Source organism: Nitrospirillum amazonense, assembly GCF_007828045.1.
In the GTDB taxonomy this organism is placed as follows: domain Bacteria; phylum Pseudomonadota; class Alphaproteobacteria; order Azospirillales; family Azospirillaceae; genus Nitrospirillum; species Nitrospirillum amazonense_C.
The window spans coordinates 184,993-204,596 of sequence record NZ_VITN01000010.1 but is presented as its reverse complement, the minus strand read 5'-3'; the positions used below and the strand labels follow the sequence as shown (position 1 = coordinate 204,596).

General features: G+C 68.6%; 19 protein-coding genes. 11 read left to right on the top strand and 8 right to left on the bottom strand.

The features are described 5' to 3' along the window. Positions 1 to 11: 11 nt before the first annotated feature. On the bottom strand, positions 12 to 1,349 hold the full coding sequence (gene dgt / locus FBZ89_RS17220) for a dGTP triphosphohydrolase (protein ID WP_246172286.1): 1,338 nt from the start codon (positions 1,347 to 1,349) through the stop codon (positions 12 to 14). Between the two features lie 179 nt (positions 1,350 to 1,528). Here dgt and erpA point away from each other — a divergent pair, with 179 nt between their 5' ends. Both erpA and xth read left to right on the top strand, forming a co-directional pair. Further along, positions 1,529 to 1,903 (top strand): iron-sulfur cluster insertion protein ErpA, encoded by a 375-nt coding sequence (gene erpA, locus FBZ89_RS17215; RefSeq protein WP_145751118.1) that lies wholly within the window; start codon positions 1,529 to 1,531, stop codon positions 1,901 to 1,903. A 209-nt stretch (positions 1,904 to 2,112) separates the two neighbouring features. After that, positions 2,113 to 2,886: an exodeoxyribonuclease III gene (gene xth / locus FBZ89_RS17210; RefSeq protein WP_145751117.1), complete on the top strand. Its 774-nt coding sequence runs from the start codon at positions 2,113 to 2,115 to the stop codon at positions 2,884 to 2,886. A 61-nt stretch (positions 2,887 to 2,947) separates the two neighbouring features. Here the strand turns inward: xth and FBZ89_RS17205 are convergent, their stop codons facing one another. From FBZ89_RS17205 to lptF, 6 genes are all read right to left on the bottom strand, one after another. After that, entirely contained in the window at positions 2,948 to 3,235 is a 288-nt protein-coding gene (locus tag FBZ89_RS17205; RefSeq protein WP_145751116.1) for a hypothetical protein, read from the bottom strand. Positions 3,236 to 3,398: 163 nt separating this feature from the next. After that, positions 3,399 to 4,250: a 16S rRNA (adenine(1518)-N(6)/adenine(1519)-N(6))-dimethyltransferase RsmA gene (rsmA, locus tag FBZ89_RS17200; RefSeq protein ID WP_145751115.1), complete on the bottom strand. Its 852-nt coding sequence runs from the start codon at positions 4,248 to 4,250 to the stop codon at positions 3,399 to 3,401. Between the two features lie 23 nt (positions 4,251 to 4,273). Next, positions 4,274 to 5,296 (bottom strand): 4-hydroxythreonine-4-phosphate dehydrogenase PdxA, encoded by a 1,023-nt coding sequence (pdxA, locus tag FBZ89_RS17195; RefSeq protein WP_145751114.1) that lies wholly within the window; start codon positions 5,294 to 5,296, stop codon positions 4,274 to 4,276. Between the two features lie 36 nt (positions 5,297 to 5,332). Next, positions 5,333 to 6,688 (bottom strand): peptidylprolyl isomerase, encoded by a 1,356-nt coding sequence (locus tag FBZ89_RS17190; protein WP_145751113.1) that lies wholly within the window; start codon positions 6,686 to 6,688, stop codon positions 5,333 to 5,335. Between the two features lie 115 nt (positions 6,689 to 6,803). Next, a complete protein-coding gene (gene lptG / locus FBZ89_RS17185) occupies positions 6,804 to 7,910 on the bottom strand; it encodes an LPS export ABC transporter permease LptG (protein ID WP_145751112.1) in 1,107 nt (368 codons plus the stop codon). 4 nt (positions 7,911 to 7,914) lie between these two features. Then, on the bottom strand, positions 7,915 to 9,078 hold the full coding sequence (gene lptF / locus FBZ89_RS17180) for an LPS export ABC transporter permease LptF (RefSeq protein ID WP_145751111.1): 1,164 nt from the start codon (positions 9,076 to 9,078) through the stop codon (positions 7,915 to 7,917). Positions 9,079 to 9,477: 399 nt separating this feature from the next. Here lptF and FBZ89_RS17175 point away from each other — a divergent pair, with 399 nt between their 5' ends. From FBZ89_RS17175 to FBZ89_RS17135, 9 genes are all read left to right on the top strand, one after another. Beyond that, a complete protein-coding gene (locus tag FBZ89_RS17175) occupies positions 9,478 to 10,971 on the top strand; it encodes a leucyl aminopeptidase (protein ID WP_145751110.1) in 1,494 nt (497 codons plus the stop codon). Positions 10,972 to 11,049: 78 nt separating this feature from the next. After that, positions 11,050 to 11,496 carry a DNA polymerase III subunit chi gene (locus FBZ89_RS17170; protein ID WP_145751109.1) on the top strand — a complete coding sequence of 149 codons (447 nt, stop codon included), beginning with the start codon at positions 11,050 to 11,052 and terminating at the stop codon, positions 11,494 to 11,496. Positions 11,497 to 11,673: 177 nt separating this feature from the next. Next, positions 11,674 to 12,945 (top strand): glycoside hydrolase family 5 protein, encoded by a 1,272-nt coding sequence (locus FBZ89_RS17165; protein ID WP_145751108.1) that lies wholly within the window; start codon positions 11,674 to 11,676, stop codon positions 12,943 to 12,945. Positions 12,946 to 13,027: 82 nt separating this feature from the next. After that, positions 13,028 to 13,753: a response regulator transcription factor gene (locus tag FBZ89_RS17160; protein ID WP_145751107.1), complete on the top strand. Its 726-nt coding sequence runs from the start codon at positions 13,028 to 13,030 to the stop codon at positions 13,751 to 13,753. Beyond that, on the top strand, positions 13,750 to 15,138 hold the full coding sequence (locus tag FBZ89_RS17155) for an ATP-binding protein (protein ID WP_145751106.1): 1,389 nt from the start codon (positions 13,750 to 13,752) through the stop codon (positions 15,136 to 15,138). Before FBZ89_RS17160 ends, FBZ89_RS17155 begins: the two co-directional genes overlap by 4 nt. 128 nt (positions 15,139 to 15,266) lie before the next feature. Beyond that, complete coding sequence (locus tag FBZ89_RS17150) at positions 15,267 to 15,983, top strand: carbonic anhydrase (RefSeq protein ID WP_145751105.1); 717 nt, start codon at positions 15,267 to 15,269, stop codon at positions 15,981 to 15,983. A gap of 9 nt (positions 15,984 to 15,992) precedes the next feature. After that, positions 15,993 to 17,525: a SulP family inorganic anion transporter gene (locus tag FBZ89_RS17145; protein ID WP_145751104.1), complete on the top strand. Its 1,533-nt coding sequence runs from the start codon at positions 15,993 to 15,995 to the stop codon at positions 17,523 to 17,525. Between the two features lie 36 nt (positions 17,526 to 17,561). Beyond that, positions 17,562 to 17,939 (top strand): hypothetical protein, encoded by a 378-nt coding sequence (locus FBZ89_RS17140; RefSeq protein WP_145751103.1) that lies wholly within the window; start codon positions 17,562 to 17,564, stop codon positions 17,937 to 17,939. A gap of 272 nt (positions 17,940 to 18,211) precedes the next feature. Continuing rightward, positions 18,212 to 19,270 carry an HPP family protein gene (locus tag FBZ89_RS17135; RefSeq protein WP_145751102.1) on the top strand — a complete coding sequence of 353 codons (1,059 nt, stop codon included), beginning with the start codon at positions 18,212 to 18,214 and terminating at the stop codon, positions 19,268 to 19,270. Between the two features lie 6 nt (positions 19,271 to 19,276). Here FBZ89_RS17135 and FBZ89_RS32065 read toward each other — a convergent pair whose 3' ends face one another. Next, positions 19,277 to 19,513 carry a DUF6980 family protein gene (locus FBZ89_RS32065; RefSeq protein ID WP_145751101.1) on the bottom strand — a complete coding sequence of 79 codons (237 nt, stop codon included), beginning with the start codon at positions 19,511 to 19,513 and terminating at the stop codon, positions 19,277 to 19,279. Positions 19,514 to 19,604 lie beyond the last annotated feature (91 nt).

Sequence of the window (19,604 nt, the reverse complement as noted above, 5' to 3'; positions counted from 1 at the left end):
CCACTCCATAATCACCCCGCGATCATCTGCGCCTGTCGGATGGCGAAGCGGTCGGTCATGCCGGCGACGTAGTCCAGCAGGCCGCGCACCCAGGCCGCGCGCTCATAAGGCAACTGACGCGACTCCGGCATGGTTTCCAGCAGCGAGGCCCAGCGGCGGGGCAGCTTGGCGCCGGTGCCCAGCTTCTCCCGGTCCAGCAGCGCTTCGCCATAGGCGTCCAGCAGGGTGGTGATGGTGCGGGCGGCGATGATGTCGGTCTCGCAGCGCTGCTGGCCGCGATAGATGCGCTCGTGGCTGACCTGTTCAATGTGGCGCAGGGCCTGCGCCCGCTCCGACAGGGTCAGCAGCGGCTTGCAGAACTCCCCCGCCATCAGGCTCGGCAGACGTTCCAGGAAAATCTCCGCCGCGTCGCGCACCAGCCGGTCGATGGCCTGGGCGCGCAGGAAGATCAGCTTGCGGTCCTCATCCTCCAAGGTCTTGTAGTCCGCCTCCCAATCCTTGGTCTTGTCGTCGCGGATGAAGGCCAGCAACAGATCCTCGGCATGCTCGAAACTCAGCATGCGCATCTTGGCGGCGTCCTCGATATCCACGACGTGGTAGCAGGCATCGTCCGCCGCCTCCACCAGATAGGCCAGGGGGTGGCGGCACCATGCGCCCGGCCCCGTTTCCACCAATCCCACCTCGGCGGCGACCTCGGCGAACACCGCCTGCTCGCTCTCGAAGAAGCCATACTTGCGCTTGTGCGGCCGTTTCACTGGGCCGTCCGGCACCTCCACGCCCCACGGGTATTTGGCGCCGGCCGCCAGCGTCGCCGCCGTCAGTTGCAGCCCGCCCACGCCGCGCCAGCCCTGCAGCCGGGTCAGCACGCGGAAGCCCTGGGCGTTCGCCTCGAACTTGCACAGTTCGGCCTGCTCGACATCGCTCAGCCCCTCGCGGATGCGGCGACCGATGACGCTGTCCGCGAACCAATCGGAAATCACGTCCTCGCCCGTATGGGCGAAGCAGGGGGTGCCGACGTCATGGGCCAGGGAGGCGGCGGCCACGACATGGCCGATGTCGGCGGGGGTGGCCTTCAGCGGATAGGCGATGCTGCCCAGGATGGCCGGCCCCACCCACATGCCGAGCGACCGGCCCACCCGCGCCGCCTCCATCGAGTGGGTCAGGCGGGAGCGCACATAGTCGGACCCGCCGATGCCGTGCACCTGCTGCTTGTCGGCCAGGCGGCGGAAGCTGGTGGTGAAGGTTATGCGGTCGATGTCGATCTCATAGGCGCTGCGGTGCGGCAATTCCGGATCGGCCGTCGTCTTGGCCAAGCGCTTGCGCGACAGCAGGCTGTTCCAGTTCATCATCGCCGCATACCTCATGCCAGACCCGTGCGGGCACCGAATGGTTCCTGGTCCTTTGACGGAACCGTTTGGAGCGCCTACATACTATGGGCGTTACAGAGGAACGCCGCCCCTGTCCAGTCGCCTTTTCAACGGGTACGTGGGTGTGGGGCCAGCGTTCCGCAACTGGAAAGAGACCGTCGATGAGCGTCACCGACATCACCGCCGACACCGCTTCCCCTGCCGCCGTCCGCGCCATGAGCCTGAGCGCCAGTGCCGCCAAGCGCGTGCGCAAGCTGGCGGAGATGGAAGGCGGCCCCAACGTCATGATGCGCCTGTCCGTGTCGGGCGGCGGCTGCTCCGGCTTCCAATACGGCTTCAGCTTCGACGCCACCACCCATGACGATGACCATGTGTTCGAGCGCGACGGCGCCCGGCTGGTGGTGGACGACACATCGCTGGATCTGCTGGCCGGCGCCGAGGTGGACTTCGTCGAGGAACTGGCGGGTTCCTACTTCAAGGTCACCAATCCCAACGCCAGTTCCTCCTGCGGCTGCGGGCAGAGTTTCTCGCTTTAAGCGGGCCCTCAGGCGCCGGGCGCGGCCATCCGGCCGCTTGGCTATCCTCGCTGCGCGCCCCTTTACGTAAACTGGCGGTGCTCGCTCCGGCGGACGCGGTCGCGTCCTAGGAAAGAAAGGATGCGTGGTACGCTTCGGCGCAAGCCCCTCGCGTTGATCAAGGCTTCGCTCTAAGGTGCGGACAAATTTCGCCTGATGAGAGCCTTCCCATGCACATCGCCACCTGGAACGTGAACTCGGTCAAAGCCCGCTTAGGCAACGTGACCGAGTGGCTGGACAGCGCCAAGCCGGACGTCGTGCTGTTCCAGGAGATCAAGTGCGAAACGGCGGCCTTCCCGCTGCAGGCCTTCCAGGACCTGGGTTATCACTGCGCCGTGGTGGGGCAGAAGGCCTATAACGGCGTCGCCCTGCTGTCGCGTGAGGAACCCACCGACATCATCACCCGCCTGCCGGGCGAGCCGGAGGATGAGCAGGCCCGCTATGTCGAGGCGACGGTGGGCGGCATCCGCATCGCCAGCCTGTACCTGCCCAACGGCAACCCGGTGGGCACGGAGAAATACCCCTACAAGCTGCGCTGGATGGACCGGCTGAAGGCCCACGCCGGCGGCTTGCTGGCGCGGGAGATCCCCTTCGTCCTGGGCGGCGACTACAACGTCATCCCCGAGGCGCGCGACGTCTACGACCCCGCCGCCTGGATCACCGACGCCCTGTTCCGGCCCGAGACCCGCGCCAAGTTCCGCGAGATCACCCACCTGGGCCTGGTGGAGGCCTTCCGCGCCGCGCACCCCGACGCCGACCGCGCCTTCACCTTCTGGGACTACCAGGCCGGCGCCTGGCCGCGCGACAACGGCCTGCGCATCGACCATTTCCTGCTGTCGCCCCAGGCCGCCGACCGCCTGGTGGGCTGCGCCATCGACAAAGGCCCGCGCGGCAAGGAAAAGGCATCCGACCACACGCCGGTGGTGCTGGAACTGGCGGTGTAACCGCCACAGGCGCGGGGACTGGGGAACACCTAATTCAACACCGGAACGACGGACACCGATCTTAGAAGCTGTGGATGCGGGCCACGGCCACCCGGTCGTTGGCGTAGGTCTGATGGGTGGCCAGACAAGCGTTCAGATGGTCGGCACGCAAGGCGCCCTGCTCAACCCCGGGATAGAGGTCGAAGGCGGACTGGGAGCAGCTGGAAAAGGCGGGGTTCTCATCAGCCACCTGGACATAATCATGGTCCGGGGCGCCGCTGCAGGCGGCGATGGGCAGCAGCACGCCCAAGGTGGGCAGCAGGCGGGCGGGTAGCAGGCGGCGCACCCAGTGATTGATCTGCTTGGTCATGGCGTCATCCCCAAATTTCAGCGTCGTTCCGTATCGCAAAGCTAGCGGAGCGAGACGCGAGCGGGAGTGACGACCGTCATAAACGCGTCATTACTCAGGCATGGAAGCCCCCCCGCGTTCCGCATAACAGGCAGAACCGGGACATACCGTAGGCGTGCAGTCTTTAATCCCGCCGGGAATCCTGGTGCGCCCGCCAGGCATGGGTCAGGCGCACGAAACCCGCCACGTCCACCTCCTCCGCCCGGGAGGTGGGGAGGATGCCGGCGGCCTCCAGCAAGGGCTCCGGCTGGGCCACCAGGCCCTTCAGGCCGGCGCGCAGCATCTTGCGCCGCTGGTTGAAGGCGGCGGCCACCACCCGCTCCATATCCTTGAACGACGGGGCGTCGGCCGGCAGGGCGCGCGGGGTGATGTGCACCACCGCCGACATGACCTTGGGCGGTGGGGAAAACGCCTGCGGCGGGATGTCGAACACCAGCCGCGCGTCGGCCAGCCACTGGCTCATGACCGCCAGGCGGCCGTAATCCTTGGTGCGCGGCCTGGCGACGATGCGGTCCACCACTTCCTTCTGGAACATCAGCGTCAGGCTGCGGAATTCCTGGATCTGGCGCAGCCAGCCCACCAGCATGGGCGTGCCGACGTTATAGGGCAGGTTGGCGACGATGGCGCGCGGCGCCGGGGCGATGGCGGTCATGTCGACCTCCAGCGCGTCGCCCTCCACGATGGTCAGACGGCCGGCGGCGGCCTCCACCACATCGGCCAGGGCCGCGACGAAACGGCTGTCCCGCTCCACCGCCACCACCGCCTTGGCGTCGCTTTCCACCAGGGCCCGGGTCAGGCCGCCGGGGCCGGGCCCCACCTCGATGACGGTGACGCCCGCCAGGTCGCCGGCGGCGGCGGCCACGCGCGCCGTCAGGTTCAGGTCCAGCAGGAAGTGCTGGCCCAGCGCCTTGCGGGCGCCCAGGTCGAAACGGGCGATGACGTCGCGCAGGGGCGGCAGATGGGCGAGGCTGGTCATGAAACGATCTTGGGACGGAGGGATCAGGCGGCGGCGCGCTGCCGCGCCAGGCGGTCGGCCGACAGCAGGGCCACGACCAGGCTGGACGGGCTGGCCTGGGCCGTGCCGGCCAGGGACAGGGCGGTGCCGTGGTCGGGAGAGGTGCGGATGAAGGGCAGGCCCAGGGTGATGTTGACGCCCGTGTCGAAATCCAGGGTCTTCAGCGGGATAAGCCCCTGGTCGTGATATTGGCAGATGACGGCGTCATAGGTGGCGCGCGCGCCGGCGTGGAACAGGGTATCGGCCGGCAGCGGGCCGGCCACGTTCATCCCCTCCGCCCGCAAGGTCGCCACGGCGGGGGCGATGATCTCGATCTCCTCCCGTCCCATGGCACCGCCCTCCCCCGCGTGCGGGTTCAGCGCGGCCACGGCCAGGCGCGGCTGGGCGAGGCCGAAATCACGGCGCAGCGCCTGGTGGGTCACCCGCGCGGTGTGCAGCAGCACCTCGCGCGTCAACAGGCCGGCCACGTCCTTCAGCGCCACGTGGATGGTGGCCAGGGCCACCCGCAGGCCGCCCCCCTCCAGCAGCATGACAGGCTCCTCACTCATCCCCGCCAGGTGGGCCAGATATTCGGTGTGGCCGGGGTGGCGGAAGCCGGCGGCGTAGAGGCTGCTTTTCTGGATGGGGTTGGTCACCGCCGCCGCCGCTTGGCCCGCCTGCACCAGGGCCACGGCCCGGTCGATGCTGGCGATGACGGCGGCGCCGTTGGCCGGATCCGGCTGTCCGGGCACGACAGGCACGGACAGGTCCTGGCGCAGCACCGGCAGCGCGTCACCGAAAACGCCCGCCGCGTCGGCTGGGGCCTGGATCTCCCGCACCGGGACGTCCAAGCCGGTGGCCTGGGCCAGCGCGGCCAGGCGCTCCGGACTGTCGATCATGAAAAAGGGCGGGATGCCCCGGTCGCGCCGCGAGCGCCAGGCCATCAACGCGATCTCACCGCCGATGCCGGCCGGTTCCCCCATGGTCAGGGCCAAAGGCAGGACGGACGAGGGGGGCGGCGCGGTCATGGAACGGATCGGAGGCTGCACGGCCCCCGCCCCTGGTCAGCTGCGGATGTCGATGGTGGCGGCGCGCCGCAGGTCGCGCAGGTTGCGCCGCTGCAGCATGTCCATACGCTCGCCACCGATCATGTTGGCCACCTGGTCGCGCGGCGGGGCGCTGCCCTCCGGCACCTTGCGGTCGCACACCATCAACAGCATCAGGCCGGCCTGGGTTTCCAGCGGGTCGGTGGCCTGGCCCACACCCAGGCGGCCGATCAGCTTGGACAGCTCACCCGGGATGTCCCCCAGGCGGGTCATGGGCTGGGCCCGGGTGGTGGAACCCGGCAGGTTGGCCTTGGCGGCGGCGGCCAAAGCCTCGCAGCTGTGCGAGTTGTCGCCGACCTTCTTCACGGTCTGGCCCAGGGCCTGAACGTCCGCGCCAGGCGGGACGGGCACCACCACCTGGCCCACGGACACCTCGATGTCGGCGGGATCGCCACCGGTCACCGTGCGCTCATCCCGGACCAGGAAGATGTAATAGCCGCCGGCGCCGCGCAGCGGCACCGAAACCTGGCCGGTGGGCAGGCGCTGCAGCGCGCGATCCAGCGCCGGCTCCAGCTGTCCCTGCTGCACCCAGCCCATGTCGCCGCCGGCCGCGGCCGTGGCGCTCTGCGAGAACTGCTGGGCCACGGCGGCGAAGTTGGCGCCGTGGGTGATCTCGCCCACCAGCTTGTCGGCCAGCTGGTGGGCGTCCTGGTCCAGCTTGGGATTATCGACGGAGATGAAGATTTCCGTCAGCAGGTATTCCGGCTTGCCGGCGTTGGCGATGATGCGCGAGGTGCGGCTGTCGATCTCCTCGTCGCTCACCTGGATGGTGGGACGGATGCGGCGCTGCACCACCTTGTTCCAGGCGATGTTGGCGCGCATCTGCTCCTTCAGCGAGGAGACCGGCACGCCCTCGCGCTCCAGGTTGGCGGCGAAGCTTTCCGGCGAAGGGGCCTTATTCTGCTTGGCCAGGCGAGCGAACTCACGGTCCACCTCCTCGTCCGTCACCACCAGGTTCTGCTTCTTGGCCTCCTGCAGCTCCAGCTTCTCGTCGATCAGCAGGCGCAGCACCTGGGGCTTCAGCTTCTGTTCCACGTCCGGCGTGTCGGGCAGGCCGGTGTTGACGATGGCCAGGCGCATGCGGCCGGCCAGGTCGGTCTGGGAGATGGCCTCGTCATTCACCACGGCGACGATGCGCTCTTCCTGCTGGCCCTGCGGCTGGGCCGCGACGCGCGGGCCCAGGGCCATGCCGTTGGTGGCGGCGGCCGTCCGGGGGCCGGCCAGCTGCGCCAGCGCGGGCGTGGCCAGGCTCGTGCCCAGGGTCAGGCCGACGGCGAGCACGGCAGCGGCGGAACGGCGGGAAAGTTGGATCATCTGACCTTACCGGGAAAAACGAGGACCGGGGAAAACGGAGAACGGAACTTATAGAGCCAAGGGGGGACGAAGGCAAACGGCCCCCGCAACCGCGGATGCGGCGCGGGGATGGCGCTCAGCCATCCTCCAGGTGCAGCAGGGCGGCGGTTCCCAGCATCAGGCAGACGCCGGCCGGCGCCCAGGCGGCCAGGAAGACCGGCAGCACGCCGCTGCGGCCCAGCGCCTGGATGATGTTCTGGCTGACGAACAGCACCAGCGCCGTCGCCAGGCCGGTGCCCAGCATCTGCAAGGTGCCGCCCCGGCGGGCGTGACGCAGGGAGAAGGTGCCGGCCAGGAAGACCATGGCGCAGAAGAAGGCCGGCACGGCCAGCATCGACTCGTAGTACATGCGGTGCCGCACCGACGACAGGCCCGCCTGCTCCAGCGTCTGGATGAAGCTGGGCAGTTCCCAGAACGACAGCGTGTCGGGCGGGGCGAAGCTTTCCTGGATGCGGGCCTCCGTCAGGTCGGTCGGCAGGGCCATGCCGTCGACATGCTGGGTCGGGCGGCCCGGCCGGTTCAGCCAGGCGTTGCGCAGCACCCACTGCCCTTTCTGCAGCTCCGCCGTCTCGGAATCGAGGCGGCCCACGGGGATCTGGTCGCTGCCGTTGAACAGCAGAATGGTGACGGTGCGCAGGTTCACGGGCTTGCCCGGCCCCACGGATTCGGCGTGGATCAGGTAGTTGCCGTTGTCCCCCTCCTGCACCTGGCGCAACCAGACACCGGAGCGCGCCACGTCCAGCGAGCTCTGCTGGCCGCGCAGATAGCGGCTTTCCAGCTGCTCATACCGCGCCAGCATGGTGGCGAAGACGGGACTGAGCAGGGTGATGTTCAGGATACCGGCCACCAAGGATGTCAGCAGCACCGGCGTCATGAACTGCCAGACGGAAATGCCGGCGGCGCGCACCACCACCAGCTCCGCGCTGCGGGTCATGCGGAAGAAGGTGTACATGGCGCCGAACAGCACGCCGAAGGGGAAGATCTGCTGGCCGATTTCCGGCAGCTTCAGCAGCGCCATGCTCAGCACGATCTGGAAGGTGGCGTCCGTCTTGGCGGCGGCGCGGCGCAGCAGTTCCACCGTGTCCAGCAGCAGGACAAGCGCCAGCATGCCCCCGAGGATGATCAGGAACCAGAACACGAACTGGCGGGTGATATAGACGGACAGCGTGGGCGAGATGCGCATGGTGTCAGGCCGCCTTTCCGCCCAAGGATCCCGTAGCGGGAGGCCCCGCCGGCGGGGTGCCGGACCGGCCCGCCCCGCCCCGGCTCAAACGCCGCCAATTCTCAAGGTACCAGTAGCCGATGGCCACCGGCAGGATGCCCACGACATACAGCACGGCATTGAAGGCCTGGGTCTTCACCGCCAGGTTGGAGATGCCCAGCATCATCGCCTGCAGCAGCATGCCGAAGACCACGGCCAAGGCGATGCGGCGGGCCTGCCCCCGGCGCGAGAATTCGCCGGACATCAGCGCCGTCAACGCGATCATGGCGAAGGCCGGCGCCAGCAGGGGCGTCGCGAAGCGCTGGTGCAGCTCCTGGTTCAGGCGCGGGCGCAGCTGGGTGTCGGTCGGGTTGCCGGTATCGAACAGCAGATCGCTGAGGGTCCGTTCGCGCGGATCGGGCCAGCGCTGCGCCTCACCGGCGTTCAGGACCTTCAGGTCCACGGTGTAGCGCTTGAATTCCAGGTTGGAGGCGTGGCCGGTGTCACGGTCGTATTCCTGACGCACACCGTCGTAGACGATGACGCGGGGGCCGGCCTCGGCCGTCACCAGGATGCCATGGTCGGCGATGGTCATCACCGGGCGCTGCGGCTTGCTGTTGTCGTAGATGATCAGGCCGTTCAGCATGCCCTCCGCCCCGCGCTGGCGGACATAGACGGTCTTGCCCTCGCCCACGTCGTTGAACGTGCCCTCGCGCAGCAGGACGGAGGAATAGTCGGTGCGGATCTCCTCGCGCAGGCGCACGAACTCGCGCTGCGCCGCCGGCGCCAGGAACAGGTTCAGCAGCAGGCAGAGGAACAGGACGATGGCCGACAGCTGCAGCGCGGGCCGGGCCAGCGTCAGCGGCCCCATGCCGGCGGCGCGCATGACCACCAACTCGCTGTCCAGGGTCAGGCGGTTATAGGTGAACAGCGTAGCGATCAGCACGCCCCACGGCATGACCAGCGCCAGGAAGGTCGGCAGGGTGGAGAACGCCAGGCGCAGGAACATGCTGATCGGCGCCCCGCCCTCGACCACCAACTGGATCAGGCGCAGGGACTGCGTCATCCAGATGGTCGAGGACAACCCGGCCGTGATGAAAACCATCGCCACGACGAGGTTGCGCGACAAATACCGGCCGATCAGGTTCATCGTGCTCCACAACACACAAGGCGGGACCGGCGCCCGCCACAACGGCGCCCGCGCATCCCGCCGATCCGACACCGCGGCGCCCCATATGGGAGGCACCGGCGGCCCGGCCACTATAGGGCCCCACAATTTGGCGAAACCAGGGCGCGACACCCCGCCGCCAAGCCGACGACAGCCGGCATGGAACCCCGCCCGACTAGGCTTGGCACGCAGTTCTTATCGACTCCCGTCTCCGGAAACAACCGCCTGGGACAAAAGGTCTGGATTTCGAGCGTTGACGTACAACATTGAGAAATCCTGTATAGGACTTCCAACGCCATAGGGCGAAGCCATCCGGACGGGTCCAGGCGCCAAGACGCCCCCCGTTCCAAGGATCCCAAGGGACCGACCAAGAGAGGCAAGATGAAGATCGCTTACGCCCAGAACGCCCTGCCGCAATCCGGCGTCCTGGCCATCACGGTGTCACAGGGCCGCGGCCTGGGCAGCCTGGGCGCCGAGTTGGACCAGAAGAGCGGCGGCGCGCTGGCCCGCGCCATGGAAGCCGGCCGATACACCGGCAAGGCGGATGAGACGCTGACCCTGCTGGCCCCCGGTGGCACCGACTATGCGCGCATCCTGCTGGTGGGCATCGGCGCCGCCGAGAAGGTGACGGACCTGACGGCGCAGTCGCTGGGCGGCACCGTGGCCGCCAGCCTGGCCCGCGCCGGCGACCCCGACGCCACCCTGGTGCTGGACGGCCATGACGGCCTGGTGCTGTCGCCGGCCACCTTCGCCGCCAACGTCGGCTACGGCGCCCGCCTGCGCTCCTACCGCTTCGACAAGTACCGGACGAAGGAGCCGAAGGACCAGAAGCCGACGCTGAAGAAGCTGACCCTGGCCACGGCCGAGCATGCCGCCGCCAAGAAGGCCTACGGCAAGCTGGAGAAGATCGCCGACGGCGTCTTCCTCACCCGCGACGTGGTGTCGGAGCCGCCGAACGTCATCTATCCCGAGACCCTGGCCGAGCGCTGCCAGGCCCTGACCGAGCTGGGCGTGAAGGTCGAGGTGCTGGACGAGAAGCAGATGAAGAAGCTGGGCATGGGCGCGCTGCTGGGCGTGGGCCAGGGCTCGGCCAAGCCGCCGCGCCTGGTCATCATGCGCTGGGACGGCGGTGAGAAGGGTGCCGCCCCCCTGGCCTTCGTGGGCAAGGGCGTCACCTTCGACACCGGCGGCATCTCCATCAAGCCGGCCGCCGGGATGGAGGACATGAAGTGGGACATGGCAGGCTCCGGCGCCGTCATCGGCCTGATGGCCGCCCTGGCCGGCCGCAAGGCCAAGGCCAACGTCGTCGGCGTCGTGGCCCTGGTGGAAAACATGCCCGACGGCAACGCCCAGCGCCCGGGCGATGTCGTCACCAGCATGTCCGGCCAGACGATCGAGGTGCTGAACACCGACGCCGAGGGCCGCCTGATCCTGGCCGATGCCCTGTGGTACACCCAGGCGACATTCAAGCCGCGCTTCATGGTCGACCTGGCGACGTTGACCGGCGCCATCATCGTCTCGCTGGGCAACGAGCACGCCGGCCTGTTCTCCAACAACGACGAACTGTCGCAGCGCCTGACCGATGCCGGCCTCAAGACGGGCGAGACGCTGTGGCGCCTGCCCCTGGGGGCCGCCTATGACAAGGACATCGACTGCGACGTCGCCGACATGAAGAACATCGGCAGCCCGGGCAAGGCCGGCAGCATCATCGGTGCGGTGTTCCTGCAGCGCTTCGTCAACGACGTGCCGTGGGCCCACCTGGACATCGCCGGCACCGCCTGGACCAAGAAGGACGGCGCCACCGTGCCCAAGGGCGCCTCGGGCTACGGCGTCCGCCTGCTGGACCGGCTGGTCGCGGACTATTACGAGGGCTGACAAAAGCCTTCGCAGTCAGGGTAAGATCGGGGCGGCTCGGGTCACGGGCCGCCCCTTTCCTTTGCTGTCGGACGCCCCATGACCGAGGTCAACTTCTACCACCTGCAGCGCAGCAGTTTGGAGCAGACCTTGCCCGATCTGCTGGAACGGTCGCTGGCCCGCGGCTGGCGGGCGGTGGTGCTGTCGATGGTGGAGGAGCGGGCGGAGCAGCTGGCTCAGCACCTGTGGACCTGGCGGCCGGACAGCTTCCTGCCCCACGGCACGGCCAAGGACGGCCACGCCGCCGACCAGCCCATCTGGCTGACGGCGGTGGACGAGCGGCCCAACGACGCCCAGGTGCTGTTCCTGACCGATGGCGCCACCAGCGCCCGCATGGCCGAATACACCCGCGTCTGCGACATCTTCGACGGCATCGACCCCGATGCCGTGGCCGCCGCCCGCCAGCGCTGGAAGATCGCCAAGGAGGCGGGGCTGGACCTCACCTACTGGCAGCAGACCGACAAGGGCTGGGAGAAGAAGGCCTGAGGCCTCCGGACCGTAACGCGGCGGATACACCGCCGGAACGGGAGCGCCGCCCCGGATTTCCCTTCGGTGATTTTTTGTTACCCGCCCACTGTCGCCATTTGCGCCGCCGGTCGTCCCCCGTACCATCCGCCCCAGCAGCTGGCAGCGTGGTTGGACATAGCGGGGTGGGACATGGGGATGGCGCGTCACACGATCAGCAGCCTGGCCTGCGCCACGCTGCTGGCGCTCAGTCCGGCGGCGCGGGCCGCCCTGCCCGCGATCACCATGGCGACCGGCCCGGATCAGCGGCCCCATTTCGTGACCGCCACCGGACAAGTCTTCGTGCCCCAGGGCGTCAACTGGGTCGCCGTGTCGCCCGGCACCCCCGTCACGCAGAAGAACATCAGCTTCAATCCCGACTATTATCCAGCGCATCGGGACGCCATCCACCAGAGCCTGCGGGCGATGGCCAAGGACGGCTACAACTTCGTCCGCATCCGCCTGGACGCCGAGGCCATCGCCGGACCAGCCGGCACCGTCGCGCTGGACCGGGCCTACATGGACAACGTGATCGATTTCATCCGTGCCGCGGCGGACAGCGGCCTATACGTGGAACCGACCGGGCAGTGGCTGCCCACCAACTACTATGGGCTGGTGTCGCGCGACGGCTTTCCCGATCCGGACCGCCGGAACACCTCGGGCATCAACGAACTGCTGCTGAGCCGGGGGCTGACGCATGCCTACGGCCGCTACGTCGCCGATTTCCTGGCGGGCATCAAGGATGCCGATCCCCAACTCTTGTCCGCCATTTTCTGCGTCGATCTATGGAATGAACTGGGGTTCGAGTCCAAGGACCTGCCCTTTTCCAGGGAGACCGGCCGCTACACCGCCGAGGATGGCAGCGTCATCGACCTGGCCGATCCGGCCAGCCGGCAGCGGCTGGCGGATGCGGCCGCCACGCGCTGGATCGACGGGGTGATCGCGGAGGCCAAGACCGTGGCCCCGTCCACCCTGTTCACCTCCAGCGTCTTCTCCCCCCTGGACGTCTACCGCAGCGGCTATATCGGTGTGTACATGGCCGACGCCAAATGGGGCGACCCGCGCCAGCCCTTCCGCCTGTCGGCCATTGAATCCTCCAAGGCGGATTTCCTGGAAATCCATCTCTATCCGCACGCCAGCGGCGCCACGCTGGACGCGCAGATGGCGTCGCTGGAGTATGCGCCGGACCGGATGCGCAAGCCTGTCGTGCTGGCGGAAACGGGGGCGTTCAAGGGTGAGATCGCCACGGTGGACCAGGTGGCGACGACCCTGCGCTCCATCCTCCGCCAGTCCTGCGCCCTGCGTTTCGCCGGCTGGGCCTATTGGACCTGGGACACCGACAACCAGACGGATCTGTGGAACCTGCAGGAGGCCGGCGGGTATCTCGCCCGGCGCCTGGCGCCCAAATCCTTCGACTGGTGCGGCGGCTGACGCTCCCCCCATCTTGTGCATATGCAGCATGGATTGGTATCCGCCCCTGGAAAGGCGGCGCGCGCCCCTTATTTAAAGGCCGATGAACAGCCTATCCATCGCGCGCATCCTGCTGGTCGAGGACGATCCGGCCATGCGCACCCTGATATTGCGTGTGCTCAAGGAAAACGGGTTCGAGGCCATCGGCGTGCGCGACGGCCGCGAGATGGCGGACGCGCTGGGCCAGGGCAGTTTCGACCTGGTATTGCTGGACGTCATGCTGCCGGGTCAGAGCGGGCTGGACATCTGCCGGGATCTGCGGCGGGCCAGCCAGGTGCCCATCATCATGGTCAGCGCCCACGGCGAGGAGATCGACATGGTGTTGGGGCTGGAGATGGGCGCCGACGACTATGTGCCCAAGCCTTTCCGCGCCAAGGAACTGCTGGCCCGCATCCGCGCCCTGCTGCGCCGCGCCGCGAATAACGGCACCAGCGCCGGGTCCATCGGCTCGGCCCCGCAGGACGTCATGGTCTTTGCCGGCTGGCGCCTGGACCGGCGCCGGCGCGAATTGACCGACCCCGATGGCGTCGCCGTGGACCTGTCGGGGGCGGAGCATGATTTGCTGGTCAGCTTCCTTGAGAACCGCCAGCGCGTGATCGGGCGCGAACGCCTGCTGGAACTGTCCCGCGCCCGCCTGGGCGAGGTGAACGATCGCAGCATCGACGTGCTGGTCAGCCGCCTGCGGCGCAAGCTGGGCGATGAGAACCGCCTGATCCGCACCATACGCGGCGTCGGCTACATCTTCACCGCCGACGTGGCGACGCTGTGACCCGGCTCGGCATCCATCGCCGGGGCCATCACTGGAGCCATCTCTGGCCGCGCAGCCTGATCGGCCGGCTGGGCCTGGTGCTGTTCGGCGCGGTGCTGCTGGCCGTCATCGGCAACGCCATCGTGCTGGGCCAGGCGGAGCAGCACTACGGCGACGAGACCCAGACCTGGCACATCGCGGAACAGGTGGAGACGGCGGGCCATGTCCTGTCCGCCATCGATCCGGCGCGGCGGGGGAATGTCGCCTCCTCCCTCTCCTCCCCCTACCTGACATTCACCTGGGTGGATGTGGCCCAGGCGCGGGAGGTGCAGGGCGACAACCCCGCCAGCTGGTTGCTGCGCCATGAGATGATCGAGCACCGGGCCGCCCTGGCCGGCATGGACTTGCGCCTGCGCACGGGGCCCGGGACGCCGGTGAAGGCGTTCGACGGCGACGTGCGCCTTCTAGACGGCAGCACGCTACGCTTCGGCGTCACCGATCTGCCGTCCACCGTGCCGGTCATCTATGCCCAGCTGGGTTCCATCGCCTTGCTGTCCATCGGTGTGCTGCTGATGGCCCTGTTCCTGGTGCAGACCCTGGCATCGCCCCTGAAGATGCTGGTCAAGGCGGCGGACGCGGTGGGCAACGGCCCGCCGGTCTTCATCCCCACGCGGGGCCCGCAGGAGATCCGGCATGTCGCCCAGGCCTTCAACGCCATGCAGCGGCGCATTGACCGCCTGATCGCCAGCCGGACGGAAGCCCTGGCCGCCGTCTCCCACGACCTGCGCACGCCCATCGGCCGCCTGCGCCTGCGCGCCGGCTTTCTGCCCAATACCGAGGACCGTGCCGCCTTCGACAGCGACCTGGATGAGATGGAGGGCATGGTCAACGACCTGCTGGACTATCTGGGCGGTGAGGAGGATCCGGAAAAGCCGCGCCGCACCGACCTGCCGGCCTTGCTGTCCACCCTGGTGGACAATGCCACCGACGCCGGCCATGTCGCCAGCTATGAGGGGCCGGAGCGCCTGCCCCTGGCCCTGCGGCCGCTGGGCATGCGCCGGGCCTTTTCCAACATCATCAACAACGCCATCGCCTATGGCGGCACGGCCCGGGTGACGGTGCGCGACACGGGCAATAACGCCGTCATCACCATCAGCGATGATGGCCCGGGCATCCCCGAAGCGCAGTTCGAGACGGTGTTCGAACCCTTTCATCGGCTGGAGGAATCCCGCAACCGGGGGACCGGCGGCACCGGCCTGGGCCTGACCATCGCGCGCCAGGCGGTGACGCGCGAGGGCGGCACCATCACCCTGAACAACCGGGCGGAGGGCGGGCTTTCGGTCATCATTACGATTCCGAAACGGGATGATCCGACGCAAAAGGTCGGCAGACACACTTTGTCATAATCGAAACGTATCCGGGAAAAACTCAGGCCTTAAGTCTTGATGGCCCCCAACGGGGACGGTGGTTTCAGGCGCCCTTCGCCCCCACCGTCCGGCCGGGGATCATCGACTTGAACGCGAGGGTTTCCATCATGGACAGCATCATCGACGGCGTGTCGCACTTCCGATCTGTTGTCTTCCCCGAACAGCGGTCGCTGTACCGCAAGCTGGCCCACCACGGGCAGCAGCCCAAGGCCCTGGTGATCTCCTGCGCCGACAGCCGCGTGGTGCCGGAGATCATTACCCAGAGCGGCCCGGGCGAGATGTTCGTCTGCCGCAACGCCGGCAACATCGTCCCCCCCTTCAGCCAGATGAACGGCGGCGTCTCCTCCGCGATCGAATACGCGGTGGTGGGCCTGGGCGTGAACGACATCGTCGTCTGCGGCCATTCCGACTGCGGCGCCATGAAGGCCCTGCTGAAGCCCGAGGCGCTGGCGGACATGCCCAACGTGGCCGCCTGGCTGCGCCACGCCGAAAGCGCCCGCCATGTGCTGCGCGAGGCCTACAGCCTGCTGCCGGAGGCGGAGGCCGCCCGCGTGCTGGCCATGGAAAACGTGGTGGCGCAGCTGAACCACCTGCGCAGCCATCCCTCCGTCGCCGCCAAGCTCGCCGCCGGGCAGTTGAACCTGCACGGCTGGTTCTTCGACCTGGAGAACGGCCACATTCTGGCCCTGGATGGCGAGACGGGGAAGTTCCTGCCCGTGGGCGACAAGAACCAGACCCTTCAGGTGGCCGTGCGCGGCACGCGCCGCGTGGTGGCCGACCCCTGCTGCGCCCAGCACGCCCATCACGTCACCGCGGCCGAGTAAGGGAGCGTGATGATGCAGCGTTTTTTTCCCGCCACGCTGGCGCGGGACCTCCCCGCGTCCATCGTGGTCTTCCTGGTGGCCATGCCGCTGTGCATGGGCATCGCCATCGCCTCCGGGGCGCCCCCTGAAAAGGGGCTGATCACCGGCATCATCGGCGGCATCGTCGTCGGCCTGCTGGCGGGGTCGCCCCTGCAGGTCAGCGGCCCCGCCGCCGGCCTGGCCGTCATCGTCTTCGAACTGATCCGCGATGCCGGCATCGGCACCTTGGGACCCGTGCTGATCATGGCCGGCCTGATCCAGATGGCGGCCGGCATGCTGAAGCTGGGGCAGTGGTTCCGCGCCATCTCCCCCGCCGTGGTGCACGGCATGCTGGCCGGCATCGGGGTGCTGATCGTGGCGGGCCAGTTGCACGTCATGCTGGACGCCAAGCCGCAGGCGGGCGGCTTGGCCAACATCCTGGCCGCGCCCGCCGCCTATTTCGGCCTGTTCCCTTTCAGCGGCGACGCGGCCGAGGCGGCGCTGGGCATCGGCCTGCTGACCATCACCACCATGCTGGTATGGGAATGGGTGCGGCCCCAGCGCCTGCGCCTGGTGCCGGGCGCCTTGGTGGGCGTTGTCGCCGCCACCCTGGCCGCCACGCTGCTGAACCTGCCTGTGGCCAAGGTGGCGGTGCCGGAAAGCCTGTGGGCCGCCATCCAACCGCCCGACTTCGCCAACGGCTTCGGCCTGCTCGAGCCCAAGCTGATCGTCATGGCGGTGGCCATCGCCTTCATCGCCAGTGCCGAAACCCTGCTGTCGGCGGCGGCGGTGGACCGCATGCACGACGGCGTGCGCACCAACTACAACCGGGAACTGACGGCCCAGGGCGTGGGCAACCTGCTCTGCGGCCTGGCCGGCGCCCTGCCCATGACCGGCGTCATCGTCCGCAGTTCCGCCAATGTGCAGGCCGGCGGCACCACCCGCGCCTCCACCATCCTGCACGGCGTGTGGATCCTGGGCGCCGTCGCCCTGCTGCCCTGGCTGCTGCGGGCCATCCCCATGTCGGCCCTGGCCGGCGTGCTGGTGGTCACCGGTTATCGCCTGGTCAGCGTGGCCCATGCCCGCCACTTGTTCGAACGCTACGGCGCCCTGCCGGCCGCCATCTGGGCCGCCACCCTGGTCACCGTGGTCGCCACCGACCTGCTGACCGGCGTGCTGGTGGGCCTGGGCCTCAGCCTCATCGAGTTGCTGCCCCAGGTGCGCCGCCTGCGCCTGCTGGTGGTCACCCGCGAGAAGGAGGCCGGCGAGTGGGAGGTGGTGCTGTCCGGTTCCGCCAGCCTGGTGCAGCTTCCCCGCCTGGCCAAGGCGCTGGAGAGCCTGCCCCCCGCCCAGCGCGTCACCCTGCGCCTGCGCTCCCTCTGGTTCATGGACCATACCTGCGCTGAGCTGATCAGCGGCTGGATGGACCGCCGGCGGGGCCAGGGCGAACGGGTGGTCATCGACGACGGCGCCGTCGCCCGCCACCAGGAATTTGCCGCCAAACTGCAAGTCAGCCACGGCTGATCCCCAGCCGACATCATTCATCACAAGGAGGAAACCATGCGCTTCACCAAGACCCTGGCCCTGATCCCCGTTCTGGCCGCCCTGGCCCTTCCCCTGGGCGCCGCCCAGGCGTCCGGCACCGCCACGGCAGGGACCGCCACGGCAAGCACCCAAGTGCCCGCCATCACCATCACGGCCGCCCAGACTGACGCCGCGCGCCGCGTCTGCCGCGACACGCTGGGCCTGGCCCCGGCCAACGTGGACTACGCCGCCTGCGTCGACAGCCTGAAAACCCAGGCCGCCGCCGCCCAGCAGCCGGTGCCGGAGGCCCGCGCCTGCGCCGAGATGGGCCACACCCCCGGCGGCACCGACCACCGCCACTGCGTCGCCCACCTGGCATCGGCGGTCAGCCATGCCCAGACGCCGCTGAACTGAGCGCCGTCCGCGTCATCCCTTCATCTCAACCTTGAAATCGGGCGGCGTCCTTGACTGCCCGGGTGCGGCTCCCATCCACCCGGTCCCTACCCTAGCGTCCGCCCGTGCCCATCCCCTTCCCGGGGGATGGGCTTTTTTCTTATGGAGCACGGCTGGCCCGCGCGTTCCATGGGACCAGCGGCTTTGCGGTTCGTGGCGCCCGTGTTATCAAAGCATCGTAAGATGGATATTTTCTACATCTTTATTCGCGTAATTGCCGGCTGTACCGCCCCATGCATCCCTACCTGCGTTCCTTCCGCCCCACCCAGCCGCCCCTGCCGGCGTCGGGCCGGGCCCGCATCTTCATCGGCGCCCTGCTGGGCATCCTGCTGACCACGCTGGTCAGCCGGTGGTGGCTGGGCGGGAACGCGGCCGGCCTGCCCTATCTGGTGGCGCCCATCGGCGCCTCCAGCGTGCTGGTGTTCGCGGCACCCGCCACCCCGCTGGCCCAGCCCTGGGCGGTGTTCGGCGGTAACGTGGTGTCCGGCCTGGCGGGCGTTCTGTGCGCGCGGCTGATCCCCGACCCGGTGCTGGCGGGGGCCTGCGCCGTGGCCCTGGCCGTCCTGGGCATGTCCTGCCTGCGCTGCCTGCACCCGCCGGGGGGCGCCGTGGCCCTGACGGCCGTGCTGGGCGGCCCGGCCATCCAGGCGGCGGGCTTCGGCTTCGTCGCCACCCCGGTGGCGGTGAACACGGTCCTTCTGATCGCCATGGGCCTGGCCTTCAACAACCTGACCCGCCACCGCTATCCCCATGTGGCGCCCGCCCAGCCGCAGGTCGCCCGCAACAGCGCCGGCTACACCATCGAGGACCTGGACCAGGTGCTGGCCCATTACGGGGAGCAGCTGGACGTGGACCGCGACGATCTGGACGCCGTGTTCCGCCAGGTGGAGGCGCGCGCCTACCAGCGCCGGCACGGCGACATCCGCTGCGGCGCCATCCGATCCCGCGTGCCAGTGGCGGTGGGGCCAGAGGACACGGTGGCCACAGTGCGTGGCCTGATGGCCGACTACCACCTGCGCAGCGTGCCGGTGACGGATGAGGGCGGACGCCTGCTGGGCGTCATCCCGCCCCTGCCCGCCACCGTCCCCGCCCGCCAGGGCATCCGTCCCCTGGTGCAACCGGCCGTGACGGCGCTGGCCACCACGCCGGTGGTCAACATCCTGCCCGCCATGACCGCCGGCGCCCATGAAGCCATGGTGGTGGACGAGGTCGGCCGCCTGGTGGGTATGGTCACCACCGCCGACCTGCTGTCGGCGCTCTATGGCAATGAGGCCATCGCGCTGGCGGGGTAAAGACGACTACTCGTCAACGCTGGGCAGACTTGGAAGATCCAGACCGCCAATTGGCGGTAGCTTAGTTCCGCACCATGGACAAAAAGCTATCTCGACAACGCTGCTGCCGCCGTCGTGCACAATGATGCCATAGCCGCCACGGACCTGATTGATAAGGGCGTCCGGGCAATCTGAACGATCCGCGTGTACCTTGCAGGACCGATTCAAATCACCGGCCATGCGGTCGCAGCAGTGGTGGACCATACTCTCCCCCCCTTGGTTCCCACCAAGGACCTGGTGCCCGAATTCCCAATGTCTCTGGGCATCCAAGCGAGACCGTGCCTGAGGCACGGCA